Origin of the sequence: Paracoccus ravus, from assembly GCF_004522175.1 — a bacterium.
GTDB lineage: Bacteria > Pseudomonadota > Alphaproteobacteria > Rhodobacterales > Rhodobacteraceae > Paracoccus > Paracoccus ravus.
On record NZ_SDEB01000013.1, the window covers coordinates 55,982 to 72,681 of the forward strand.

Genomic DNA, 16,700 nt, shown 5'->3' on the forward strand with positions numbered 1-16,700 from the left:
TCGCCCACCCCTGACCGCAACCCGAGAACGATCTAACCGACCCGCCATGCCCGAGATGACGCTGCTTTCCGACCTGAACGACCGCTCGCGCGAAGTGTTTCGACGCGTGGTCGAGGCCTATCTTGCGACCGGTGAGCCGGTCGGCTCGCGCACCCTCACCCGCGACATGACCGAAAAGGTCAGCGCCGCCACGATCAGGAACGTGATGCAGGATCTCGAGCATCTGGGCCTGCTGGATCACCCACATGTCTCGGCGGGACGCATGCCCACGCAGCTCGGCTTGCGGCTGTTCGTGGACGGGCTGATGGAAATGGGCCCGGTTTCTCACAATGACCGCGAGATGATCGAGGAAACGCTGGGCGACGAAAGCGGAAACACCGGGGCCATGCTCGACCGCGTCAGCATGGCGCTGTCGAACCTGACCCACGGCGCATCGCTTGTCCTGATGCCCAAGCAAGAGGCTCCGGTCCGACATATCGAGTTCGTCAGCCTCGCCCCGGATCGGGCGCTGGTCGTGCTGGTCTTTGCCGATGGCCGCGTCGAGAATCGCGTCTTTACCCCACCACCCGGACATACCGCGAGTTCGATGCGCGAGGCCGCGAACTTCCTGAACGCCGTGGCCGAGGGACGCACCCTCGCCGATCTGCGTGGCAGCATCTCGCGCGAGATCGAGGCGAGTCGGCAAAAGCTGGACAATATGGCGGCTACCCTCATTGCCTCGGGACTGGCGATGTGGGACGGCGACGAAACCGACCCCCGGCTTATCGTCCGGGGCCGCGCCAACCTGCTCGCCCATGAACTGGCCGATCTGGACCGGATACGCAATCTATTCGACGACCTCGAACGCAAGCGCGACATCGCCGAATTCCTTGAACTGGCCGAGCATGGCGAGGGTGTGCGCATTTTCATCGGCTCGGAGAACAAGCTTTTTTCACTTTCCGGTTCATCTCTGGTCGTTTCACCCTATATGAATGCCGACCGAAAGATTGTTGGCGCTGTGGGTGTCATCGGCCCGACCCGGCTGAACTACGGACGCATCGTGCCAATCGTCGACTATACTGCGCAGCTCGTCGGCCGGATGATTTCGGGCCGGAAAGGATAAGGACATGACGAACGATTACCCGAACGGAAGCCCCACGGACGAGGATCTGGTCGATCCGCTCGCCGAACTCCCCGATGTGGATTCCGAGATCGAGGCAATAATTGCCGAACGCGACGCGTTCCGCGACAAGTTCATGCGTGCCCTTGCCGATGCGGAAAATGCGCGCAAACGGGCCGACAAGGAACGCCGCGAGGCCGAGCAATATGGCGGATCGCGACTGGCCCGCGACCTCCTGCCGGTTCACGAAGCCCTGACTCGCGCCCTTGACGCGGCAAATGATGAGCAGCGCGCCGCGGCCGCGGCCCTCATCGAAGGCGTGGAGCTGACGCTTCGCGAATTGAACAACGTCTTCGCCAAGCATGGGATTCACGTCATCATCCCTCAGGTTGGCGAGAGGTTCGACCCCCAGCAACATGAGGCGATGTTCGAAGCACCGGTCCCCGGAACGGTCGCAGGCAATATCATCCAGGTCATGGCCAACGGGTTCATGCTGCATGACCGGCTGCTGCGGGCAGCAAAGGTCGGCGTCAGTTCAAGCCCGGCAAGTTGAACGATACCAGCCCTCCGCAAGGAGGGCTGGTACGCTATATGTAGGTCATTGAATTTCCGAACCACAAAATATAGATTAGTTTTGCCCCAAAAGTTGGCAGAGACGATCAAGCTCATCCAGGCTCTTATAGGCGACCACGACTTGCCCACCCTCGGCGCCGGAATGGTTGATCGAAACGCGCATCCGCAGATGTGCCGTCAGATCGCCCTCAAGCGCGCGGGTATCGGCGTCCTTTTCGCTTGAGCGCGGAGCAGGCTTTCTTGCCCCGTCCGCCTGGCGCCGAACAAGCTCTTCGGTTTCACGAACCGACAGGTTCTTTTCGATGACCTTGCGCGCCAGATCGACCGAGTTCGGCGCGGTAATCAGCGCCCGCGCATGACCTGCCGTCAGCTTTCCTTCCTTGAGCCAGTTCTGGATCTGTTCGGGAAGATTGAGCAGACGCAACAGGTTGGCGATATGGCTGCGGCTCTTGTTGAGCGCCTCGCCCAGCTTTTCTTGCGTATGACCAAACCTGTCCATCAGTTGGCGATACGACGCTGCCTCTTCGATCGCGTTCAGGTCAGAGCGTTGAATATTCTCGACAATCGCGACCTCGAGAACCTCAGTATCGTCCAGTTCCCGCACAATGACGGGAACCTCATGCAATTGCGCGATTTGCGCGGCACGCCAACGGCGCTCACCAGCCACAATCTGGTAAAGCCCTTTGTCGCTTGGATGGGGACGGACGATCAAAGGCTGCAACACGCCTTTGCTGCGCAGCGAATCCGCAAGCTCATTCAAAGATTCGGGGGCAAAATTCCGCCTTGGCTGATCCGGATTTGGGGTCAGTTGCTCGACGGGAAGTATCTGGCGGGGAACAGGTTTATCGGAAGGTATCAAATCAACATCAGCCATAAGTGCGGACAATCCACGGCCCAGCCCCCGCTTTTCAAGCCTGTTTTCAGTCATCTGCCCCTCCTCAGGTTGTTTCATACTGTCTCGCCAGAAACTCTTTTGCGAGTTCACGATAGGCCAGGCTACCCTTTGAGGTAGGGTCGTAATGCAGGACCGGCATCGCATGTGATGGTGCTTCAGAGAGCCTGACATTCCTGGGGATTACGGTTTTATAGACCAGGCCCGAAAGCGTGTTTCTTGCATCAGCCTCGACCTGCTGGGACAGATTGTTGCGGCTATCGGACATGGTCAACAGTACGCCTTCAATGCGAAGGTCCGGATTTGCTGTCTGCCGAACCTGACGAACGGTCAACAGAAGCTGCGAAAGCCCCTCAAGGGCGTAAAACTCAGCTTGCAGCGGTACAAGAATGCTATCCGCTGCGACCATTGCATTTAACGTGAGCAGCCCAAGCGCGGGTGGGCAATCGATCAAGACGTAATCGAACTCCTGACAAGATCCGAGCTTGTTTCTGAGGAGCTGCGTTCTTCCTGGGCGGTTAGAGATCTCGACATCGACCGACGACAGATCGCGACTAGCCGGGACCAGGCTAAGTCCGTTTACATCTGTCTTCATGAGGCAGTCTGACAATTCGGCGGATTCGATCAAAAGATCGTAGGATGTCAGTTCTCGCTCATCATGGGAAATTCCCAGTCCGGTCGAAGCGTTTCCTTGAGAATCCAGATCTATAAGAGCAACCCTCAGTCCCGTTTCGGCAAGTGCCGCTGCGAGATTGATTGCAGTCGTAGTCTTTCCAACGCCGCCTTTTTGATTCGCGACGGCCAAAATCCTGGAATCAGCCATGCCGAATTCCCGAAATTTCGAGAATGGCGGCTTCGGGATCGGTTTCACTGCCATGGGGAATGCAGTCAAATTGCCATTCCAAGCGCGCTAAGGCAACCTCTGTACGCCAATTCCGCCCCTTCATCAGCCACGCCCTCCCGTCGTCTCTCAAGTGCTTGGTTACATATGACACGAGGAGAGGAAGCGCCGCAAGCGCCCGTGCACTAACGTTGTCAGCAAAGAGCGAGGGGGCGTCTTCGATACGCGAATTAAGGACATTTAGGTTATTTAAGGCCAATTCGCGAGCAACGCTTCGAAGAAAACTGCACTTTCGTTTGTCGCTTTCAATCAGGGAGACATCAAGGTCTGGGCGGCAAATGGCCATGACCACACCGGGAAGCCCCCCTCCTGAACCGATATCGACCCAACTTCCCGTTGCCGATACAGAAATTCGCGCAAGTTGAACACTATCGGCGATATGTCGTGCCTCAATGTCATCCATCGAAGCCGGAGATATCAGATTGATCGCACGGTTCCATTTCCGTATTAACGCTGCATATGCAGCAAGAAGTTCTGTTTCACGTGAAACACTCATTACGCTTTCTTCCGCTCACTTCCTCGCAAAGCAGAAAGAATAAGCACCAACGCGGCCGGAGTCATGCCTTCAACCGCCGAAGCATTAGCCAAAGTTGATGGCTTTAATTCGATCAGCTTGAATTTCAGTTCATTCGATAAGCCAGAAAGCGCTTCATAGTTAAAGTCCGACGGGATCCCAATTGCCTCTTCCTTGCGAAGCAGCGCGGCATCACGCTCTTGCCGCTCAGTGTACTGATGATATAACGCATCAATCGCGATTTGCTTGCGGGTAGGCTTGTCCCATTGCGCGAATTCTTCGCTGAGGCCGAGAAGAAACTCCTCGGCATGATCGCCTTGTCCAAGCAGTGAGAATAAGGTCCGGCGTCCGCCATCCTGACTCACTTCAATATTGTTTCGTTTCAATTCGGAAGGCGTGAACTGGAGCTTCTCGGCAATGCCACGGGCGCGGGAATACTTAGCCATCTTATCTGAGAACAGAGAAGTTCGTTCGCTGCTGGAGCAACCAATTTCGATCGCGAGAGGGGTAAGGCGTTGATCGGCGTTATCCGCACGCAAAGAGAGACGGAACTCGGCACGCGAGGTGAACATTCTGTATGGCTCACTTACCCCCCGCGTAATGAGATCATCGATCATGACCCCGATATAGCTTTGCGAGCGACTAAAATGGATTGGCGCACGTCTCAGCGCGCGTAGAGCGGCATTCAGCCCCGCCACCAACCCTTGTGCGGCAGCCTCTTCGTATCCAGTGGTGCCGTTGATCTGGCCGGCGAGATATAGGCCAGGGCACGACTTTACATGAAGTGCTGCATCCAGGGCTCGCGGATCTATATAGTCATACTCCACCGCGTAGCCAGGCTGCACTATTTCCGCCTCTGAAAGACCTCGTATCGAGCGAACATACTCATACTGGACCTCAATCGGCAGCGAAGTAGAAATGCCATTAGGATAAACCAAATCTGAGTCTAGCCCTTCTGGTTCCAGGAAAATCTGATGCGATGACTTATCTGAGAATCGCACGATCTTGTCTTCAATAGAGGGGCAGTAGCGAGGGCCGCGCCCAGAAATGTGGCCGCCATACATCGCCGAGCGCTGGAGATTCCGCTGAATTATCGCATGAGTGTCTTCGTTCGTATGCGTGATCGCGCAACTAATCTGTTCCGCAATAGGCGCGGTGTTCATATAGGAAAACAGTGTTGGTTCTTCGTCTCCCGCTTGTTTCTCAAGCGAATCCCAATCAATCGTTTGACGCCTAATTCGAGGCGGTGTTCCCGTTTTCAATCGACCCAATGGAAGACTAAGAGATATCAGCGACTGAGCCAAGGACTGTGACGCCTGTCCGCCCCACCGTCCGGCCTTTTGCTTTTGGTCTCCCACATGTATGCAGCCATTAAGGAAAGTGCCTGCGGTTAACACAACTTGCTTCGAAACAATTTCCGTGCCGTCGGCAAGACGGAGGCCTTGGATCCCCCTCTCGTTAATGAGGGATGCGACCTCACCTGTGACAATTGTCAGATGGCTTTGATCCTTAGACAATCTTTGCGCGGCTCTTCTGTATAGTGCTCGGTCGGCTTGGGCCCGAGGTCCCTGCACCGCTGGCCCTTTGCGACGGTTGAGCAATCGGAACTGAATGCCTGCAGCGTCCGCAAGCCTTCCCATGACGCCATCCATGGCGTCAATTTCGCGCACAAGATGACCTTTCCCGAGTCCCCCAATTGCTGGATTGCAAGACATGGTGCCAAGATCATCGGCACGAAGCGTTACGAGCGCCGTTTCCACGCCCATGCGTGCTGCGGCCATTGCCGCCTCAAGTCCAGCATGGCCGCCACCAATCACCACGACGTCGAATTGTTTCACGTGAAACACTCCTACTTTCCAATGCAGAACGAGGAAAAGATCTTATCCAGATAATCCTCTGATCCAACGCGGCCGACCATCTCGGCCAAACAAAGCGACGCGTGTCGCAATGCCTCAGCAAGCATTTCCGGGGGCATCTCCGGGCTTACCGCCAAGGTGGAATCTGCCCTTTCAAGCGCCTCGGCTTGACGTTTATGACCTATGAGGCCCGATTCTTCAGCCCGACACCTAAGTCTATCATAAACCAGAAGCAAAAGTTCCTCTACCCCATCACCGGTCTCCGCCGAGATGGCCAGTCCATTTCGGGCGTAGATATCCGACTTGGAATGGATCAGGATGTCATCTTCCCCCTCATCAACGGGAAAATCCCCGGTAGCAGAGAGATGAAGACGAAGATCGGCAGATGCCGCTCGTCGCGTCCCTCGCTCAACACCCATTGCTTCGACCGGGTCATCACTCGTACGATTCCCGGCCGTATCAAGGAAGGTAACCGGAAGACCGCGCAGGTCCGTCGCCAGTTCCAGAACGTCACGTGTGGTTCCGGGAATGTTGGACACAAGTGCGATATCACGCTTGCCTATTCTATTGAGGAGCGTTGATTTTCCTGCATTCGGCGGACCGACAATCGCCACCTCATAGCCCTGGCGTAGTCGTTCAGTGGCAGGATAGGATTTTAGCAGTTTCCTGATATCTGCCCGCACGGAATCCACCAGCGTAAAAACCTCGACAGGGACTTCGTCCGGGACCTCCTCATCGGCAAAATCAATGCTGACTTCTATCAATGCGCCCGCATGAACCAACCTCTCACGCAGACTGTCGGCCATACGACCAATCTCTCCGTCCGAGGCGCGCATGGCAAGCTTTCGCTGAGCTTCTGTTTCCGCTGAAAGCAGGTCGGCAAAACCCTCAGTCTCGGCCAGGTCCATTTTTCCATTCAGAAAGGCACGTCGAGTGAACTCGCCAGCCTCTGCCCGTCGCAAGCCACGCTTGACCAACGATTCCGTAAGGCGGTTCACTACAACGGGCGCGCCATGTAGGTGAAACTCGCCGCTTTCTTCACCGGTAAAGCTATGCCCTTCTTCGAAGCGAAGCACCATCGCGCGATCAATGAGTTCACCCGCGTCGCGAACGGCGCGCAAATAGGATCGGCGCGCTTCTGGAAGCGCGCCGGTTAGTGCCTCAAGTACTTTGCGGGAAAGGGGTCCGCTTATGCGAACAATCGATACTCCCCCCCGCCCCGGAGGCGTGGCTTCTGCAAAGATGGTGTCCACTGAATCCTCCGCACGTCAGGCGTTCATCGAATCGAAGAACTCGCCGTTCGTTTTGGTTTGCTTGAGTTTCGAAATCAGGAACTCGATCGCATCCGTGGTGCCCATGGGATTGAGAATGCGGCGCAGCAGGTAGGTTTTTTGCAGATCCTTGGAATCGACCAACAATTCTTCCTTGCGGGTGCCTGATTTCAGAATGTCCATCGCAGGGAAGACGCGCTTATCTGCCACCTTGCGATCCAGAACGATCTCGCTGTTGCCCGTTCCTTTGAACTCTTCAAAGATCACCTCATCCATCCGCGAGCCGGTATCGATCAGCGCGGTTGCGATGATGGTGAGCGAGCCGCCCTCCTCGATATTCCGGGCAGCACCAAAGAAGCGCTTCGGCCGCTGCAACGCATTCGCGTCCACACCACCCGTGAGAACTTTACCGGAACTCGGTACAACGGTGTTGAAGGCCCTACCAAGTCTTGTGATGGAGTCGAGCAGAATAACTACATCTCGCTTGTGCTCGACAAGCCTTTTGGCCTTCTCGATCACCATTTCCGACACTGCGACGTGCCGGCTTGCCGGTTCGTCGAAGGTCGAGGAGATGACTTCGCCCTTAACCGAGCGCTGCATGTCCGTGACTTCTTCCGGGCGTTCGTCGATCAGAAGAACGATCAGGTAGCACTCGGGATGATTTCTTTCGATCGAATGCGCTATGTTCTGCAGCAGAACGGTCTTGCCGGTGCGTGGCGGCGCGACGATCAGCGAGCGCTGGCCTTTGCCGATGGGCGCAACAAGGTCGATAATCCGCGCCGAGCGGTCCCTGATCGTCGGATCCTCGATTTCCATCTTCAGCCGCTCATTCGGATAAAGCGGGGTGAGGTTGTCGAAAGCCACCTTGTGACGGGCCTTCTCAGGATCCTCGAAGTTGATTTTCTCGACTTTCGTCAGCGCAAAATAGCGTTCGTTTTCGCCGGGTGCGCGAATCACGCCCTCGACCGTGTCGCCGGTGCGCAGAGAATGTTGCCGGATCATGTCCGGGCTGACGTAAATATCGTCAGGACCGGGAAGATAGTTCGCCTCGGTCGAGCGCAGGAAACCGAATCCGTCCTGGACGACCTCCAGGACACCGTCCCCGCCAATATCATAGCCTTCTTCCGCATGCTCCTTGAGAATCGAGAACATCATCTCGCCCTTGCGCATGGTCGAGGCGTTCTCGATTTCCCATTCCTCGGCCATGGAGAGCAGATCCGCCGGGCTTTTTGCCTTGAGATCGGACAGGTTAAGACGTTCTTCGGTCATCGCGGGCCTATAAACGCGCCGGATTACCCGATCGCGCCACATTGGAAGCTGTATGGAAAGAATCTGCCGGACGGCATGTGCTGTTCAGATAGGAAGATTCGCCCGCAGAGTCAATTCTCAGAACTTGACGATGACCGAGAGCACGATCAGCACCATCAGCAGCGTCGGAATTTCGTTCGCAATGCGATAGATGCGTCCGCTGCGGCCCCGGCCATGCAGCAGCGCCTTGCGCTCCACCGCAAGCCAGCCATGAAAGCCGCTCATCGCAAGGACTGCCCCGGCCTTGGTCCAGGGCCAGATCATCGACCAATCGACGATGCCTGGGGTCGCCACCAGCAAGAGCCCCGCCGCCCAGGTCACAACCATGGCGGGATTCATGATCAAGCGAAGAAGTTTGTCTTCCATGACGATCAGGGATTGTGCCGGCTCGAGACTCGCGTTTGTACCGCGCTCCGCATGATAGACGAAGAGTCTTGGCAGGTAGAAAAGCCCGGCCATCCAGGACAAGACGGCCATGACGTGAATCGCCTTTAGCCAAGGATAAGACAGGGCGAGAAGATCGATCATCAGGGAACCTCCGAGCCCGGTCCTCTATCAAATAAGAAATAAAGATAAAGAAGGATTATGATGAAGTAGGGCCTGTGGATTAATGAACAACCGTGTTTCACGGAAAAAATCCACAGGGACAGGAGGTGTGGAAGAAATTTACTACCGCCGGAAGTGTTTAAAAAACGCAATACAAAACAGTAAATTACACAAACAAAGCCTGTGGATAACAATGTGAAAACTGTATTCGTCAACAGGTTGTTGAAAAGACGGTTTAGGTTGTCAACCTGTGGGAAAGGCATCCTCGTTCACCCAAGGTTCCAGGCTGTGAAGCGATTCGCCCAGGCAGGGCTCCTGATTCCCACAGATTCGCCCTCGTGAGTCGCACCCGATTCCTCCACAGGCATATCCAGAACAGTCTGTGGGGGTTTCCGAGGCCGAGTCCAAACATACGATTCCGCCCTCGCAGGGTCGGTTTTGACAGATCCGCCGCTGCGACATGGTGCAATTCTCGCGACTAGAGACATGCCATGCCGGACATCCTTCATGTTGAACCACGCCGAGATCCTGTCGCAATTCCTGAGCCGCGAGCGCAATCATGCGCTGACCCGCGAGCTTTATTGCGATCCGACGGTATTTCAGGCCGATCTTGAGCAAATCTGGTATCGGGAATGGCTGTTTGCGCTGCCGGCCTGTGAACTGCCCCGGCCTGGAAGCTATTCGACGCTGCAGATTGGAGCCTATCCGGTCATCGTGCTGCGCGGGGCGGATGGCAGGGTCCGTGCGTTCCACAATGTCTGCCGCCATCGCGGTCAGCGTCTTTGCTCAAAGGCGCATGGCAGCTCGCCGAAGCTTGTTTGCCCCTATCATCAATGGACCTACGAGCTTGACGGCAAGCTGCTGCATGTCAGGGATATGGGCGAGGATTTCGACAAGTCGAAATTCGGCCTGAAACCCGTGCATTGCATCGATCTGGGCGGGCTGGTCTTCATCTGCTTGGCGAAGATCCCGCCGCCGATTGCGGAGCTGGCCAAGCATCTCACGACCTATCTCGCGCCCAGCGTCCTTGCGGATAGCAAGGTGGCCTTCAGTTCGACGATCGTCGAAAACGGCAACTGGAAGCTGGTGATCGAAAACAATCGCGAATGTTACCATTGCAGCGGCAGCCATCCGTCGTTGTGCCGGACCTATTCCGACAATCCGCGCATGACCGCGATGGAGGGGCCCGACAGCGCCAGCCCCGAGATCCTCTCCCACTGGGCGCGCTGCGAAGCCGCGGGTCTTCCCTCGCGCTTTGTCAGCCACCCGCAGATGCAATGGCGGCTCGCCCGGATTCCGCTGCTGAACAATGCCGAAAGCTATACGCTCAGCACCAAGGCGGCCGTGTCGCGGCGCATGGGGACAATGCCGTTCAGCGACGCGGGCAGCCTGTTGTTTTTCCATTACCCGAACAGCTGGAACCACTTCCTTGCGGATCATGCGATCGTGTTCCGGGTCCTGCCGATCAGCCCGACCGAGACCCAGGTGACGACAAGCTGGCTGGTTCACAAGGATGCCGAGGAGGGCGTGGATTACAATCTCGAGGACCTGACCCGCGTCTGGCTCAACACCAATGACGAGGATCGGCTGGTCGTCGAGGAAAATCAAAAGGGCATCCTGTCTCCGGCCTATGAGCCGGGCCCCTATTCCATGATCCAGGAAGAAGGCGTGATCCAGTTCATCGACTGGTATTGCGACACCATGGTCGCACGCCTGACCCCCTCGCCGGCCCTGGCGGCCGAGTGATGGCAGTTCTGGTTAAGGCCTTCGGGGACAAGCCCTGGCGGGATGACGAACCTCTGGAATGCGCCATGGTCGTGCCCGAGACGACGGATACGGCCACCTTTACCTTTCGCGCACCGTCTGGGGCCTATTTCGACTATCAGCCTGGACAGTTCGTCACGCTTGATCTGCCGCTGTCCGGCGGCAATCTGCAGCGGACCTACACGATCAGTTCCAGTCCGTCGCGGCCGCTGTCGATTTCCGTCACCGTCAAGGCCCAGCCGGGCAGCATGGGCGGTCGCTGGATGATCGACCACCTGCGCCCCGGCATGCGGCTGAGAGCATATGGGCCGGCGGGGATCTTCAGCTTCATTCGCCACGAGGCGCCGAAATACCTCTTCATCTCGGCTGGTTCCGGAATCACCCCTTTGATGTCGATGACGACCTGGGCCTGGGATTCGGGCGAGATGCCGGACATCGTCTTTGTCCATGCGGCGCGATCGCCGAGCGAGATCATCTTTCGCCAGCGGCTCGAGCAGATGGCGGACCGGGTGCCGGGTCTGCAACTGCGTTTCACGGTCGAGGATGGCGATCCGTTTCGCAACTGGCATGGCTATCGCGGTCGTCTCAGCCAGATCATGCTGGGCCTGATGGCGCCCGATTACCTTGAACGCGAGGTTTTCTGCTGCGGACCCGAGCCTTTCATGCAGGCCGTGCGGGATATGCTGGTGGCGCTCGGTTACGATATGGAGCGCTATCACCAGGAAAGCTTTGGCGCGCCGGTCAGATCCGAAGCCGAAGCGCCCGAGATCGACGACATCGTGCCCGACGAGGCGCTTGAAGCCAGCATCAGCTTTGCGCGTTCGGGGGTGACCTCGCCCTGCATGCAGACAGACACGGTCCTTGCCGTGGCCAAGAGCAGCGGCCTGAACATTCCCTCGGGTTGTACCTTCGGGCTTTGCGGCACCTGCAAGATCCGCAAGACGGCGGGCGATGTGCATATGGTTCACAATGGGGGTATCAGCGACGAAGATATCGCCGCAGGCTTCATTCTGGCCTGTTGCTCGCATCCCATCGGCTCTGTCACGGTCGAGGTTTAGTTCTTTCTGCAACGCAGCAATTTTACACGGTTTTCGACGGTAAAGCCCGCGCGATCACAGTGGCGCATTGCTTGACATCTGGGCAGTCGCGGGTCCAGATTGAAGGTTACCTATCCACCGACAGGCAAAATAAGGAGGCACGATGAACATCGACCTCTCACGGCGCGGCTTCTTAAAGCTCGCGGGTGCGGGAGTGGCGGCGACATCGCTCGGAGCCATGGGTTTCGGCGAGGCAGAGGCAGCAGAACAGGCGCATGTGCGGGCATTCAAGCTCGCATCGACGACCGAGGTTCGCAACACCTGCACTTATTGCTCGGTCGCCTGCGGCATCCTGATCTACTCGAAAGGCGACGTGGCCGCCGGCGAAAAGGCCGAGGTCGTCCACATCGAGGGCGATGCCGACCACCCGACGAACCGCGGTACGCTCTGCCCCAAGGGCGCCGCCCTCAAGGACACGGTGCTGTCCGAAACCCGTCTGACCGTGCCGCGCATCCGCCGCCCGGGCTCGGACCGGTTCGAAGAGACCAGCTGGGAAGAGGCGCTCGACAAGATCGCCCGCGCGCTCAAGGATGATCGCGACGCCAATATGGTCCAGACCAACGATGCCGGGGTGCCGGTCAATCGCTGGACCTCGACAGGTTTTCTGGCCGCCTCGGCCACAACGAATGAAACGGCCTGGCTGACCTACAAGGTCGTCCGGTCGATGGGTATTGTCGGTTTCGATAACCAGGCGCGCGTTTGACACGGCCCCACGGTGTCCAGTTTGGGCCCGACCTTTGGCCGCGGAGCGATGACGAACTCCTGGACCGATATCAAGAATACCGACCTCGTGGTCGTCATGGGCGGCAACGCCGCTGAAGCGCATCCTTGCGGCTTCAAATGGGTGACCGAGGCAAAGGCGCAACGAGGCGCCAAGCTGATCGTCGTGGACCCTCGGTTCACGCGCACGGCGTCGGTATCCGATTACTACGCGCCGATCCGCCCCGGTTCGGACATTGTTTTCCTGATGGCCCTGATCAACTGGATGATCCAGAACGACAAGGTCCAGTGGGAATATGTCAAGAACTTCACCAACGCGGCCTTCATCGTGAAGGACGAGTTCGGCTGGAGCGACGGGCTGTTCTCGGGCTACGACCCCGAGAAGCGCGATTACGACAAGTCGAGCTGGGACTATGTCATCGGCGATGACGGCTTCGCGCAGGTCGATATGACGCTGCAGAACCCGCGCTGCGTCTGGAACCTGCTCAAGGAACATGTCTCGCGTTACACGCCGGAACTGGTCGCCGAGGTCTGCGGCACGCCGCAGGATCGTTTCCTGAAGATCGCCGAGATGATCGGCGAATGTTCGGCCGTCGACAAGAACATGACCTCGATGTACGCGCTTGGCTGGACGCAGCATTCCAAGGGTGCACAGAACATCCGCGGCATGGCCATGCTACAGCTGATCCTGGGCAATATCGGCGTCCGGGGCGGCGGGATGAATGCGCTTCGGGGCCATTCGAACATTCAGGGCCTGACCGATATCGGGCTGATGTCGAACCTGATCCCGGGCTATCTGAACATCCCGACCGAAAAGGAAAAGGACTGGACCACCTATATGTCCAGCCGGTCCTTCAAGCCGCTCAGGCCGGGCCAGACCAGCTATTGGCAGAACTATCCCAAATTCATGGTCAGCTTCATGAAGGCCATGTGGGGCGATGCCGCAAGGGCGGATAATGACTGGGCCTTTGAATATCTGCCCAAGCTGGATGTCCCGACCTATGACATCCTGCGGATGTTCGACCTGATGAACGAAGGCAAGATCACCAACTATTTCTGCCAGGGCTTCAACCCCCTCTTGTCCTTCCCGAACCGCGCCAAGCTGACTGCGGCGCTGTCCAAGCTGAAGCTGCTGGTCGTCATGGACCCACTGGCAACCGAGACCGCCCATTTCTGGGAAAACCACGGCGAATATAATGACGTGGACACGGCCTCGATCCAGACCGAGGTGATCGAACTGCCCACCACCAGTTTCGCCGAGGACGATGGCTCGCTGGTGAATTCGGGCCGCTGGATCCAATGGCACTGGGCGGCGGCGACGCCTCCGGGTCAGGCGCAGCGCGACACCTGGATCATGTCGCAGATCTTCCTGCGCGTGAAGAAGCTCTATCAGGACGAGGGCGGGGTCTTCCCCGATCCGATCCTGAACCTGACCTGGGATTACGAGGACGAGAACGAGCCCTCGGCCGAGGAACTGGCGAAAGAGCTGAACGGCAAGGCCTTGGGCGATGTCTATGATCCCAAGGACGCGACCAAGCTGCTGGCGGCGCAGGGCAAGCAACTGCTGAATTTCAGCCAGTTGCGCGACGACGGTTCCACCATGTCGGCCTGCTGGATCTATGGCGGCTGCTGGAACGAGGACGGCAACAATATGGCGCGGCGGGACAATGCCGATCCCGACGACACCGGGGCCTTCCTGAACTGGAGCTTTGCCTGGCCGCTGAACCGCCGGATCCTCTACAATCGAGCCTCGGCGGATATGCAGGGCAAGCCTTGGGACCCCTCGCGCAAGCTGATTGAGTGGAATGGCGAGAAATGGACGGGATATGACGTGCCCGACATCGCCCCCACCGCCAAGCCCGACGAGGTCGGCCCCTTCATCATGAACCCGGAAGGCGCCTCGCGGCTCTTCACCCGGGGGATGATGCGCGACGGGCCTTTCCCGACGCATATGGAGCCCTTCGAGTCCCCCATCGCCAATGTCTTCAACCCCGAAATGCGGGGCAATCCGGTGGCGCGGGTCTTTGCCAAGGATGCCGATCAGTTCGCGACAAGCGACGAGTTCCCGTTTGTGGCGACCTCGTATCGACTGACCGAGCATTTCCACTACTGGACCAAGCACAACCGCATCAATGCGGCGCTTCAGCCGGAATTCTTCGTCGAAATCAGCGAAGAACTGGCCGCCGAAAAGGGCATCACGCGCGGATCCACTGTTCGCGTCTGGTCCAAGCGGGGTTCGGTCACGGCCAAGGCGCTGGTCAGCAAGCGGCTCAGGCCACTCCAATGCGGCGACAAGCTGGTGCATGTCATCGGCATTCCGCTGCATTGGGGCTTCATGGGGGCGGCGCGCAAGGGCTTCGGTCCGAACAGCCTGACGCCCTTTGTCGGTGACGCCAATGTCGAGACGCCGGAATTCAAGGCGTTCCTTGTCAATATCGAGCCGGCAACAGGGGAGGCCGTGTCATGACCATGGATCCGAACCTCGACAGCCCACGGACGGCGGTCTCCAACCCGCCGATCCAGCCGATGAAGGCGAACCTGGGTGCGGGCGATGTCGTCCGCGCCTCGGCCATGCCCAATCTGCCCAAGCCCGAGCGCGAATTGACCAAGGTCGCGAAGCTCATCGACGTGTCGAAATGCATCGGCTGCAAGGCCTGCCAATCGGCTTGCGCCGAGTGGAACGACACCGTGCCCGAGGTCGAGCATAATGTGGGTCTCTACGAGAATCCGCATGACCTGACCCCGGACATGTTCACGCTGATGCGCTTCAGCGAATACGAGAACCCCGAGACCGGGGATTTCGAATGGCTGATCCGCAAGGACGGTTGCATGCATTGCGAGGATCCGGGCTGTCTGAAAGCCTGCCCGGCCCCCGGTGCGATCGTGCAATACTCGAACGGGATCGTGGATTTCATCCACGAGAACTGCATCGGCTGCGGCTATTGCGTGACCGGCTGCCCCTTTGATATCCCGCGCGTCAGCAAGACCGATCACAAGAGCTATAAATGCACGCTCTGTTCGGATCGGGTTGCCGTGGGACAGGGACCGGCCTGCGCCAAGGCCTGCCCCACCCAAGCCATCGTTTTCGGCGCCAAGGAAGACATGATCGAACACGCCAATATGCGCGTGGCCGATCTGAAATCCCGCGGCTACGAAAATGCGGGCATCTATGATCCCGAAGGGGTCGGCGGCACGCATGTCTTCTATGTGCTGCACCATGCCGACAAGCCGCAGCTCTATTCCGATCTGCCCGAGGATCCCCGGATCTCGCCGGTGGTCCGTGGCTGGAAGGGCATGACCAAGACGATCGGTCTGGCGGCGATTGGCGCTGCGGCGGTGGGCTCGATCCTGCACGGACTCTTTGCCCGGGCGAACCGGGTCAGCGCCGAGGAAGAGCGCGAGGCAGAGCATCTCGTGGAAAGCAGCGTTCCCGTCAGAAGTGAGGAGGCGTGATGACCAAACCTCTCTACTCGGAAAAGGGTGACCACCTCGAATCGACGGCTCCTGTGCGCGTCAGCCGCTATCGCGGCTTCACGCGGGCCAATCACTGGGTCACGGCGCTCAGCCTGATCGTTCTGTTGCTTTCGGGTCTGGCGCTGTTCCACCCCTCGCTCTACTTCCTGACCGGGTTGTTTGGCGGCGGGCAGATCACGCGATGGCTGCATCCCTTCGTGGGTATCCTGCTGTTCTTCAGCTTCTTCGTGCTCTTCGCGCAGCTCTGGAAGCTGAACCTGCCGCGCCCCGAGGACCGCACCTGGGTCAGCCAGATCGGGGATGTGGTGAAGGGGAATGAAGAGCGCCTGCCCGAGCTTGGCAAATACAATGCGGGGCAGAAGGGCGTCTTCTGGGCGATGTCGATCCTGATCCTTGTCCTGATCGGCTCGGGCGTGATGATCTGGGAGCAATATTTCCCCGATCTCGTGACCATCCCGACGCGTCGCTGGGCGGTGCTGGTGCATTCGCTGGCGGCGGTGGCGATCATCCTGGTCTTCATCGTCCATGTCTATGCGGCGATCTGGACGCGGGGCACGATCAGCGCGATGACGCGGGGCAGCGTGACTGGCGGCTGGGCCTTCCGGCATCACCGGAAATGGCTGCGGGAAGTCGCTGGACGCGGGGGCCAAGGCCCGGCAGAGTGAACGCCAAAGGCCCCCTTCCG

At 58.3% G+C, this 16,700-nt stretch carries 15 protein-coding genes; 8 read left to right on the forward strand and 7 right to left on the reverse strand.

Annotation, left to right across the window (positions count from 1 at the left end; all coding sequences use genetic code 11):
- The first annotated feature begins 46 nt into the window (after window positions 1-46).
- Window positions 47-1,102, forward strand: a complete 1,056-nt coding sequence (gene hrcA, locus ESZ60_RS12055) for a heat-inducible transcriptional repressor HrcA (RefSeq protein WP_134680896.1) — start codon at window positions 47-49, stop codon at window positions 1,100-1,102.
- Between the two features lie 4 nt (window positions 1,103-1,106).
- Entirely contained in the window at window positions 1,107-1,652 is a 546-nt protein-coding gene (locus tag ESZ60_RS12060; RefSeq protein WP_134680898.1) for a nucleotide exchange factor GrpE, read from the forward strand.
- 75 nt (window positions 1,653-1,727) lie between these two features.
- Here ESZ60_RS12060 and ESZ60_RS12065 read toward each other — a convergent pair whose 3' ends face one another.
- From ESZ60_RS12065 to ESZ60_RS12095, 7 genes are all read right to left on the reverse strand, one after another.
- Window positions 1,728-2,600, reverse strand: a complete 873-nt coding sequence (locus tag ESZ60_RS12065; RefSeq protein ID WP_134680900.1) for a ParB/RepB/Spo0J family partition protein — start codon at window positions 2,598-2,600, stop codon at window positions 1,728-1,730.
- 10 nt (window positions 2,601-2,610) lie between these two features.
- The gene (locus tag ESZ60_RS12070) at window positions 2,611-3,387 is read right to left on the reverse strand and encodes a ParA family protein (protein ID WP_134680902.1); all 777 of its coding nucleotides are present in this window, start codon (window positions 3,385-3,387) and stop codon (window positions 2,611-2,613) included.
- Window positions 3,380-3,961: a 16S rRNA (guanine(527)-N(7))-methyltransferase RsmG gene (gene rsmG, locus ESZ60_RS12075; RefSeq protein ID WP_134680904.1), complete on the reverse strand. Its 582-nt coding sequence runs from the start codon at window positions 3,959-3,961 to the stop codon at window positions 3,380-3,382. Before rsmG ends, ESZ60_RS12070 begins: the two co-directional genes overlap by 8 nt.
- Window positions 3,961-5,817, reverse strand: coding sequence for a tRNA uridine-5-carboxymethylaminomethyl(34) synthesis enzyme MnmG (mnmG, locus tag ESZ60_RS12080; protein ID WP_134680906.1), 1,857 nt, complete (start codon window positions 5,815-5,817; stop codon window positions 3,961-3,963). Before mnmG ends, rsmG begins: the two co-directional genes overlap by 1 nt.
- A gap of 11 nt (window positions 5,818-5,828) precedes the next feature.
- Entirely contained in the window at window positions 5,829-7,088 is a 1,260-nt protein-coding gene (gene mnmE, locus ESZ60_RS12085) for a tRNA uridine-5-carboxymethylaminomethyl(34) synthesis GTPase MnmE (RefSeq protein WP_134680908.1), read from the reverse strand.
- A gap of 15 nt (window positions 7,089-7,103) precedes the next feature.
- Window positions 7,104-8,375 carry a transcription termination factor Rho gene (gene rho, locus ESZ60_RS12090; RefSeq protein WP_134680910.1) on the reverse strand — a complete coding sequence of 424 codons (1,272 nt, stop codon included), beginning with the start codon at window positions 8,373-8,375 and terminating at the stop codon, window positions 7,104-7,106.
- Between the two features lie 117 nt (window positions 8,376-8,492).
- Window positions 8,493-8,942 (reverse strand): CopD family protein, encoded by a 450-nt coding sequence (locus tag ESZ60_RS12095; RefSeq protein WP_134680912.1) that lies wholly within the window; start codon window positions 8,940-8,942, stop codon window positions 8,493-8,495.
- Window positions 8,943-9,467: 525 nt separating this feature from the next.
- Here ESZ60_RS12095 and ESZ60_RS12100 point away from each other — a divergent pair.
- From ESZ60_RS12100 to ESZ60_RS12125, 6 genes are all read left to right on the forward strand, one after another.
- Window positions 9,468-10,706 (forward strand): aromatic ring-hydroxylating oxygenase subunit alpha, encoded by a 1,239-nt coding sequence (locus tag ESZ60_RS12100; RefSeq protein WP_134680914.1) that lies wholly within the window; start codon window positions 9,468-9,470, stop codon window positions 10,704-10,706.
- Complete coding sequence (locus tag ESZ60_RS12105) at window positions 10,706-11,782, forward strand: FAD-binding oxidoreductase (protein ID WP_134680916.1); 1,077 nt, start codon at window positions 10,706-10,708, stop codon at window positions 11,780-11,782. The genes ESZ60_RS12100 and ESZ60_RS12105 overlap by 1 nt, the downstream gene beginning before the upstream one ends.
- A 142-nt stretch (window positions 11,783-11,924) precedes the next feature.
- Window positions 11,925-12,524 (forward strand): twin-arginine translocation signal domain-containing protein, encoded by a 600-nt coding sequence (locus ESZ60_RS21955; protein WP_134680918.1) that lies wholly within the window; start codon window positions 11,925-11,927, stop codon window positions 12,522-12,524.
- Between the two features lie 12 nt (window positions 12,525-12,536).
- On the forward strand, window positions 12,537-15,008 hold the full coding sequence (fdnG, locus tag ESZ60_RS12115) for a formate dehydrogenase-N subunit alpha (RefSeq protein WP_209021294.1): 2,472 nt from the start codon (window positions 12,537-12,539) through the stop codon (window positions 15,006-15,008).
- Window positions 15,005-15,994, forward strand: a complete 990-nt coding sequence (gene fdxH / locus ESZ60_RS12120; RefSeq protein WP_134680922.1) for a formate dehydrogenase subunit beta — start codon at window positions 15,005-15,007, stop codon at window positions 15,992-15,994. Before fdnG ends, fdxH begins: the two co-directional genes overlap by 4 nt.
- Window positions 15,994-16,680 (forward strand): formate dehydrogenase subunit gamma, encoded by a 687-nt coding sequence (locus ESZ60_RS12125; RefSeq protein ID WP_134680924.1) that lies wholly within the window; start codon window positions 15,994-15,996, stop codon window positions 16,678-16,680. Before fdxH ends, ESZ60_RS12125 begins: the two co-directional genes overlap by 1 nt.
- Window positions 16,681-16,700 lie beyond the last annotated feature (20 nt).